The 8,908-nt window shown below is 54.8% G+C and carries 6 protein-coding genes and 1 pseudogene; 3 read left to right on the top strand and 4 right to left on the bottom strand.

The features are described 5' to 3' along the window. The 4 genes and pseudogenes from IGR76_03220 to IGR76_03205 form a co-directional block, all read right to left on the bottom strand. On the bottom strand, nt 1-186 hold a 186-nt coding region (locus tag IGR76_03220), incomplete at its 3' end, for a hypothetical protein (protein ID MBF2077540.1). A 95-nt stretch (nt 187-281) separates the two neighbouring features. Further along, nucleotides 282-1,405: pseudogene (locus IGR76_03215) on the bottom strand (sodium-dependent bicarbonate transport family permease). Between the two features lie 396 nt (nt 1,406-1,801). Then, entirely contained in the window at nt 1,802-2,929 is a 1,128-nt protein-coding gene (locus IGR76_03210; GenBank protein MBF2077539.1) for a HAMP domain-containing histidine kinase, read from the bottom strand. Next, nucleotides 2,910-3,623: a response regulator transcription factor gene (locus tag IGR76_03205; GenBank protein ID MBF2077538.1), complete on the bottom strand. Its 714-nt coding sequence runs from the start codon at nt 3,621-3,623 to the stop codon at nt 2,910-2,912. Before IGR76_03205 ends, IGR76_03210 begins: the two co-directional genes overlap by 20 nt. Nucleotides 3,624-3,721: 98 nt before the next feature. Here IGR76_03205 and IGR76_03200 point away from each other — a divergent pair, with 98 nt between their 5' ends. The 3 genes from IGR76_03200 to IGR76_03190 all read left to right on the top strand — a co-directional run. After that, on the top strand, nt 3,722-6,304 hold the full coding sequence (locus IGR76_03200) for a hypothetical protein (protein ID MBF2077537.1): 2,583 nt from the start codon (nt 3,722-3,724) through the stop codon (nt 6,302-6,304). Nucleotides 6,305-6,693: 389 nt separating this feature from the next. Beyond that, on the top strand, nt 6,694-8,604 hold the full coding sequence (locus IGR76_03195) for a 50S ribosome-binding GTPase (protein ID MBF2077536.1): 1,911 nt from the start codon (nt 6,694-6,696) through the stop codon (nt 8,602-8,604). Nucleotides 8,605-8,721: 117 nt separating this feature from the next. Then, nucleotides 8,722-8,908 (top strand): transposase (locus IGR76_03190; GenBank protein ID MBF2077535.1); only part of this gene is annotated, 187 nt, incomplete at its 3' end.

Genomic DNA, 8,908 nt, shown 5'->3' with positions numbered 1-8,908 from the left:
GAACTTGATATTTGCCGTCGTGTCAGAAACATTAGGTTGTCCCGACGAGCGCACGTTGCGACTCCCTTTACCGCCAGTCTCCACCACCGTGTAACCCGTTGCTCCGGATCCATCGATAATATTAGCGATCTTTTTCAGCAGAATCTTTTCTGTGACAATGACAAGCTTTTTAGCTGGCTTGGCCATGTTGTACCTCCTTCGCTACGTAATTGATCTTAATATGTTGATCTGCTTAGCCCGCCGAGCCAAGGGAAGCACGACAGACTGCCCCCGGCTTGGGATTAGCCGCCACCTATGGCCTGGGCAAGCCCAAGAAAGAGCGGTATACACAAGCCGATCGCAATGGGTGTACCGATGGCGGTGGAGGCACCGATGTAGGCGGAGGGATTGGCCGACGGGATACCAGCTCGCAACGTAGGTGGGTCTGAAATGTCTGAACTCGATGCAGCGATGACGGCGAGAACTACGACACCGCCCAGGCTGAATCCTGTTGCGTAGTGGGCAACCATGCCGAGACCGAAGGCAATGAACCCATGCACTATAGGGGCCACCACACTATATACAACGTACCACTGAGCCACCTTGCGCAGTTCGCCAATCCTTGACCACGCTTCCATACCCATGACCAGCATCAGGATCGAAAGCAGACCGCGGAACAGAGGCTCGTAGAAGCTTTCAAAGACACTTTCCGGCCGGGCGAACAGGCCAATGGCAACGCCGAGCAACATGGCCGATAGGGCAGGCCCCTGGAGACTTTCTTCAATAATCGGCCATATCTTAACCCGATTATTCGTAGGGCTCTGCTGCATGCTGCGATACTCCTGACGACTGCTGGGATAATCGCCTGCCGCAACGGGCTGCTTGCTGAAAGCCTCCTCCATGCTGGTGTAAGTAGCTACACTCTTCTTCTTGTTGATATAGATGTTAGCCACCACAATTGCCGTTACGAGCGCTGGGATATCCATGAAGGGATAGAGTGCGCCAGCCCATGCTTCGTATTGGAAGTTTTGCTCTTCCAGGAGCGTCAGGGCGGCGGCCATGGTAGAGCCACTCACAGCACCAAACAACCCCCCGGTCGCGATCGCATCCACGGTTTTGACCTTCGGCATCTTGGCCAATGTATAGCGCGCGATGAATACAACAAGAATCCCTATTAATACAGAAAATAGTGCGGGTAAAATAGTGCGGGTAAAATCATCTCCGTTAGGTTGGAATTGCGGATCGCAATACCACCGTTCAGACCGATTTTGGCCAGCAGCATGAAAACGATGATCTTACAAATCGACTCTGGAATTTGCAGTTGGCTACCGAGAGCGGCAATCACCATGCCGCCAATCAGAAAGCTGAGTGTTGGGGACTGCAACTGCTTAACGAAGTCCATCAGAAAATTGAACAGGAAATCCACGAATACCTCCTTCCGCCTCTTCTAACGAGGGGTAATTACTGTGATATGTGGCTTTAAAGAGTAAGGGTGAAGCGTGTCACCTCTCATCGCAGGCGCTACGCAAAACCCCATCGATAGGGTTTTCAGAGATGGCCGCTCTTTGAACAGGGCCGGAAAGTGTGGCTGTCCCGCACCACCTTCAATAGACCCATATCTATCAAGACTCGAATCTTTATGTATTTAAATCTATCCTAGAATGGATAGATTTTTGCGCTTGCCAGCCTGGATTTGAAATGCAATGTCAAATGCAAGTTATAAGTTTTTCTTTTATTTGACGATCCGTGCCTCTGGTTAATGGGAATTGCGATCGCAGAGTTTTCTCAATGCGGCAACCAATGGCGTCATCACCATTCCACCCTAGGCCACAGGCAAGGAAAATCGGAACGTTGTACCGCACCCCACCTCGCTTGCCACTTCGATGGTTCCCCTCTGCAGCTCCACCAACCGTTGAGAAATGGCAAGACCAATCCCCGTACCCCCAGAGGCGCGATCGCGCGATCGATCTGCTCGCCAAAAGCGCTCAAACACATGGGGCAAATCCTCTGGTGCAATCCCCTGTCCCGTATCAATGACCGCAATCCAGACTTCGCTGGGGGTAGACATAACTCGAACCGTAATCGAACCTGCAGGCGTGTAGCGCAATGCGTTTCCTACCAAGTTCACCATAATTTGCTCAACCCGCTCTGGATCGGCAAACACCTTTGGCGTGGTGGGTGGATAGTCTAGGGTCAAAACCGGACTATTTTCGGCAATGAGCTGATCGGAAAAGCGCTTCACGATATTGGACAGCAAGGGGTAGAGGTCGAGCGATCGCGCCTCAATCGGTAAATACCCGGCTTCCAGCTTTGAGAGTTCTTGCAGGTCATCGACTAAACGCCGCATGCGGTTGGTTTCCCGCACTAATCGTCCATAAACTTCACCGTTCGCGTCAATCGTACCGTCGGCCAGTCCTTCCAAGTAACCTTCGACCACTGTCAAGGGGGTGCGGAGTTCGTGGGTGAGGTCACTGACTAGGTCTCGCCGCCGCTGCTCTACGTTTTCCAGTTCACGCGCCATCCGGTTAAAGCTGGAGGCCAGCCGATCCAGTTCCCAAATTTCGCTCGGCGGAACCCGCGCATCCATCTCGCCAGCCGCAAACCGTTGGGTGACGTCTTCCAGTTTTTCCAGCGGTTTCATGATCCGTTTGGACGACCAGTAGCTCATCGCTGCCGCTCCCGAAGCTCCCAGAACGACGGACCACAGGGCTCCCCGCACCCAAGCATACTCAAAACTTTGAACCAGTTCTCCCCGCACCTGGCGAATAGTGTACCCGCCCACCGCTTGATGCTCAATCCGCTGGAGGTACAGCACAAAAAAGCGGGGTGAGGAAATTTTGCCGATGACAATGAGGGTGATCAGTCCCACCACCATCACGGCAATGTGGGATATGAACAGGCGAGATTGTAGTCCTACTTTTGCCACAGGTTCATCCCAATGATTGGCCATCTTCAAACTTATAGCCCACCCCGATCACGGTTTTGACAAAGCTGGGATGGGCCGGATCGGGCTCAATCTTTTTGCGGAGACGGGCAATGTGGGTATCCACAACCCGTTCATCCCCGTAAAAGTCGTTGCCCCACAGTTTTTCAATAATTTGCGACCGATTCCAGACCCGACCTGGATAGTTGACGAACATGCTGAGGAGGTCAAACTCTAGGGTGGTCAAGTCCAGCACCTCTGGATCTTGGTCATCGAGTTGACGTTGGGCGGTGCGCTGATCGACATCCACCGAAAAGTGAGGCGTTTGATACACAGGCGTTTGCCCCCCTTGGCGCAGGGTACGCCGCAGCAATGCCCGCACCCGTGCCACCAGTTCACGCGGGCTAAAGGGCTTGATCAGGTAATCATCGGCTCCGGTGGAGAGGCCAATAATCCGATCCATTTCTTCGCCGCGAGCCGTCAGCATTAAGATGTAGGGGTCTTTTGCTCCTGGCTTTTGGCGGATGCGGGCACAAACCTCTAGGCCATCGAGCTTGGGCAGCATGAGATCGAGGACGATTAAATCCGGCTGGATTTCCTGAAAAACTTGGAGGGCTGTTTCTCCATCCCGACAGGCGCGGCAATTAAAGCCTTCTTTTTCAAGATAGAGCTGGATCAACTGGCTAATTTCGGGCTCATCCTCAACGATTAAAATATGCATTGGTGTTGAAAGGCGCGCACCTTATCCGTCTGGTGAAGTGTAGCTCACTTGCAATTCTAATCACTTGACCCCCGATCTGTCTGTGGCAGCACGCGCAAATGGCTCTTGATTCTCAACTTCATAATCTTCGGGATTTATCGCTGGATTTGCAGACCTTGCTGCGATCGCACTTTCCGCAGTCTGCCCCGATCCAGGTGTTTTGCATGCAGATGAGCCATAAGCTGCTGGTGCTGGTGCAGCATTCATCCCGCGAAATGCCCGATGAACAGGCCATTGCGCGCGTTCTCCAAACCACGCTAGAAAACCATCCCCCCGCTTCGAGCCATCGCTGGTTAGCGGAAAACGAAAATCCGCAAATGGAGCTGTTTCTGCGGGTGACGGGCAGTAACCAAGTCTATGCGTCTGGCGTTTTTGATCTGCATCCCGATCGGCGATCGTTCCCCCATTTGCCGATTCCGCCCCTGGTTCCGGTGCCGACAGTCCCAGAGGCATTGGCAGAACCTTCGATCGGGTCTGGATTAGGGGAGGAGCGATCGCCCGATCTAGAAACACCTCCATTAGTAGACGAGGGCGATAGGGAGGGGGTTGAGATTCCTGTCAATCGTTCGCCTGACGTTGATCGCTTCCCAGAACCTGTCCTCGCTACATCCGCTCTGAATCCGGATGAGTCCCTTACGGATACGACATTAGGCAGTGATTTGACTACGGATGCGACCTTAGCGGATGAATTCCCCACGGATGCGATCTCTGACATTGGCTCTACAGAGAACTTAGATTTCGGCTCTGATGTTGATCAAGGGGAGCAGACAGAGGCGATCGCCCCTAGCCGAGATGACGTACCCCGATTCAATGAGCCGGATGAGGACTTTGACGAGGATTTAGGTTCATCGTTTGAGCTGGATTCTGATCAGTTGGATCGGGATGTGCTCGATGCCTTCAACGCGACCGAATGGCAGCCGTTGCCGGAGCCGGATTCTTCAGACCTTCCGGCGATCGCCCCTAGGCTTGAGACTGATCCAATACCCGTAGACATCCCCCCCGCAACCGACGCCAATTTGGACACTAGCGAGGAGATCCCGCCTGCTGAGACCGACGTTGTCCTAGATATTTTTGCTGAATTCGAACGTTCGGAAGCCGCAGACGCGATCGCCCCTCCAGAGCTTGAGGATGGGGCAGATCAGCGGTTGGATAAATTTTTTGATGAATCGGAGGATGGGGTGCCGTCAGAGGCTGAGGTTCCCGTCTTCCCTCCCGCCGCCATCGTGCCTGTGGGCGATCGCGCCAGTGCGGAAGGAAGGGCGATCGCTCCGTCTGAGGTGGCGGCTCGCGAACTGGTGGCAACCTCACCGCCCGCCTTAGACTCCACACCGCCATCCCACATCCGTAAACGCTGGGTTTTGGGTGGTATTGCCGGATTGGTCGCGATAGTTGGGGGAATCTACGCCTTGACCCGTCCCTGCGTCCTTGGCGAGTGCCAAAATCTGACCGAGGCGCAAGCCCTGGATGCCCAAGCCACGGCTTTGATTCAGGCTCCCCAATCCGCTCAGGATGTGGTTGATGCCTACGATCAGTGGGCAGATGCCAGCTACCTCTTGCAGCAAATCCCACCGTGGTCGGGTTCCTATGCCCAGGCGCAGCGCCTCCTCAGCACCTATGAGCAGCGCATGAGCATTTTGAATAACGTGGTGCAAGCCCAGCGGCAAGCCTACACCGCAGCCGTCAAAAGCCAAGATCCGCCCCACCCGGTTGATGTGTGGCGCGAGGTGCGGGTGCTATGGCAAGGGGCGATCGACCTCCTCCGGGATGTGCCACCGGAGAGTACGATTTACCCCCTGGCTCAACAGAAATTGCAGGAGTATGAAACCAACCTGAAGGCGATCGATGGCCGCATTGAAACGGAACGCGCTGCCCAGTCAAAAATTCAGTCGGCACGGGAAGCGGCAACGGTGGCGGAGGCACGACAGCAGGGAGCGACCTCACTCCAAGAATGGCAACAGACCCAGAGTACCTGGCAAGCGGCGATCGCCCTGTTGCAGCAGGTTCCCGCGAACACCATGAGCCATGCCGAAGCACAGCAACTGTTGGACATTTATCAGCAAAAGCTGTCGGGTACCCGCGATCGCCTCCAGCAAGAAACTATTGCCCAATCGGCCTATCAACAATCGCTGAACTCAGCGGATCAGGCCGCGAGCTACGAGGATTCGCAGCAGTGGTCGCAGGCGGTTGCCAGTTGGCGCGATGCCCTGAACCAGGCTCAGCAGGTTCCCAAGGAGACTACCTACTACGACCAAGCCCAGCCGCTGATAGAGAGCTACAGTCGTTCCTTGGAGATTGCAGAAGACAAGCTCCAGATTGTCGTTGCTCGTCAAGACGCAGAGGAGCAAATCAGGACTTTGTGCAACACCGGGATATGTACGTTTGCCGCGTTGAGCGATCGCCTTCAGGTGCGAGTGGTGCAGCCATCGGTGGGGGCAGGCTCTTTCCCCTTGCCCGGAACCAGTCAGCCTATTTCAGAACCGTTTAATGATTTGCTGCGATCGGTGGCGGACATTGGACGGCGATCGCAAGTCAAAATTGATGTGTTTAACGTAGATGGCACTCTGTTTGGAACCTACACCCCCGAAGTCAACGGCTACGTCCCGCCGAGTAATAGCAGCACTCCTGAACCCTATCAATTTTAGTGGTCGAGTTTAGGGAGGGGCGATCGCCCTAACGTGTTCTAAAATCTCCTCCCTTTTGCTGCTAGCTTGTTATAAGTTCGCGGCTAATGGGGAGCTGCATGTACACAAAATATTGTGAGAACTTGGCAAAGCCCAAACAGGTGGATTCTGCTCTTGGCTGCGGTCATGATTGTTGGTGGCATCGGTGCCGCTATCGTGTTCTTGGTAAGGTATTACCTCGATCTAAAAATCTGGCAAACCTTAAAGAATTCCAAACCCAAGGCGACGGGGAATCTGATGACGGATAGGCAGCAGACACCGTAGTTTCAACCTCATTCGTTCGGTTTTCTGTGTTTTTCGCCTGTCCTTTGTTTTCCTATCCTGGAAGCAAGGTTTCAACGGTCACCGATATGGGACGACTAAAGCTGTGGCAGTGGGGCGTGTTGGGATTTCCGATGATTGCGATCGCCCTGATTGTAATCACTGCCGCAGGGATGAAGCTACACGATTTAGGCTTGAGCTGGATTTGGGCAGTATTTACCCTGGTTTTGGTGGGCTGGCGTTGGCTGTTGGTGAAGTGGACACAGCCGTTGAACCAGCAAATCAACGCCCTGATGGCCGATGTTCAAGAGGATCTAGAGGCATCCCTAATACCGTCCTCCAAGTCTCCCAGTGCGCTCACCCGCGAAGCCGAAGCTGCCCTCCAGACCGTACTAGACGCAGCCAAGTCTGATCTGCCCGTCTGGGATGATCCTGCCCTTTTCTGGACTCGCTGCAAAGAACTGGTGGCGGCGATCGCCCATGTTTACCATCCCGAAGTCAAATATCCCCTCCTCAACATCTACATTCCCGATGCCTACACGCTGATTCGCGGCACCGTGGACGATATGGATCAGTGGATGCAAAAGCTGTCGCCTGTGCTGAGCCAGCTCACCGTCGGGCAAGCCTACCAAGCCTTTGAGGTGTACCAGTCCTTAGAACCCTCCGCCCGCAAGTTATGGCAACTGTGGAACTGGGCGCAGTGGGTCGTGAATCCGGCGGCGGCAGTGGCACGGCAGGTCAGCCAGAAATCGAGCGATCGCGCCACCCAGCAACTCCTGGTCAACTTGGGGCAAATGCTGCGGGAAGCCTTGTTGCGAAATCTGTGTCAGCAAGCGATCGCCCTCTACAGTGGTCAAGCTAAACTGCCAGAACTAGCCTCACCGAAGGCGATCGCCCCTGCGAAAACCAAAACGCTCCAGGAGATTTTGGAGAAGGCCGAACCAGAGGAAAAGCTGGAGCAAACGCCCGTCAATCTCCTGCTGGTGGGGCGCACCGGAGCAGGAAAGAGCAGCGTCATCAATACCCTCTTCCAAGCCGAAACGGCAGAGGTGGATGTTCTGCCCAGCACCGATCGGATCAAAAGCTATCACTGGCAGAGTCAGTCCGGCGATACGCTGACCCTGTGGGATACGCCCGGATACGAGCAAATTTTGCGATCCGATTTCCGCGAGGAGGTGTTGGACTACGCCAACGAGGTGGACTTGGTACTCCTCCTCACTCCGGCACTTGATTCAGCCCTGCAAATGGATGCAGATTTTCTCACCGACCTGAAGTCCAGTGTGGCGGATTTGCCCATCATTACCGTGGTGACTCAGGTGGATCGCCTGCGCCCGATTCGAGAATGGCAGCCCCCCTACGACTGGGCGTTTGGGACACGACCCAAGGAAATCGCGATCCGGGAGGCCGTCGAGTACCGCTCAGAGCAGTTGGGGCACTGGAGCGATCGCATTTTGCCCTTGGTCACTGCCGATGCCAAATCCGGTCGCGCAAGCTGGAGCGACGATATTCTCTCCCTGTCGCTGGTAGAGGCGATCGCTCCCACTAAGCAACTGCGCCTCGCCCGTTTCCTCCGCAACCGAGAGGCACGCGCTGCTGCTGCTGCCAAAATCATCGACCATTACACCTTCCAGATGGCGACCACCCAGGGACTTGCCACCTTCCTCAAAAGTCCGGTGCTGCAATTCATCGCCACCCTGACCACCGGAACCCCCACCCTGGCCTACCTCCTCGCGGAACAGATCCCCGTGGAGCAGCTTCCCGTTGTGATTGGCAAACTGCAAATGGCCTACGACCTCTACACCTTGCTCAGTGAGTCCACGACTAAACCGCCAAGCTTTGATCTCCTAGCCCTCTGGCCGCTGCTGCTCGATAATGCCGCCGCCCCCGATCGCAACGCTTGGGCGTTTGGTCATGCCCTGGTGGAGTACTGGAGTCAGGGACTCTCCATCGCTCAAGTGCGATCGCGCTTTGAAGCCTACCTGGCTCAACCCGTCGCCTAACTCCCTTTTTCGGTACGACCAACTTCATTACTAACTCAAAACGGCGTTGTTGCATGAAAGAGGGGTTGCGGGCAGGAGAGGCATGGTAAATTTCAGTTATCACATATAAAACCTGCCATGAAACCTCAATACCGCATCCGCAACTGGTCAGAGTATAACGCTGGATTGAAGGCTAGGGGAAGCCTCACCTTCTGGATCGAAGAATCTGTGCTGGGGCAGTGGGTGGTCGAGGAGTTGAGCGGCAAACCCGGCGCGTCAGTTCTTTATAGTGACCTTGCGATTCAAACAATGGCGACCGTCAAAG

Source organism: Synechococcales cyanobacterium T60_A2020_003 (assembly GCA_015272205.1).
Lineage (GTDB): Bacteria > Cyanobacteriota > Cyanobacteriia > RECH01 > RECH01 > JACYMB01.
The sequence above is the reverse complement of the archived record's forward strand: the minus strand, read 5'-3'. Positions and strand labels throughout refer to the sequence as shown.

Coding starts and splice junctions, on each gene's coding strand:
- IGR76_03210 (MBF2077539.1), bottom strand. CDS start 2,929: ATGGCCAATCATTGGGATGAACCTGTGGCAAAAGTAGGACTACAATCT.
- IGR76_03200 (MBF2077537.1), top strand. CDS start 3,722: ATGGCTCTTGATTCTCAACTTCATAATCTTCGGGATTTATCGCTGGAT.
- IGR76_03195 (MBF2077536.1), top strand. CDS start 6,694: ATGGGACGACTAAAGCTGTGGCAGTGGGGCGTGTTGGGATTTCCGATG.
- IGR76_03205 (MBF2077538.1), bottom strand. CDS start 3,623: ATGCATATTTTAATCGTTGAGGATGAGCCCGAAATTAGCCAGTTGATC.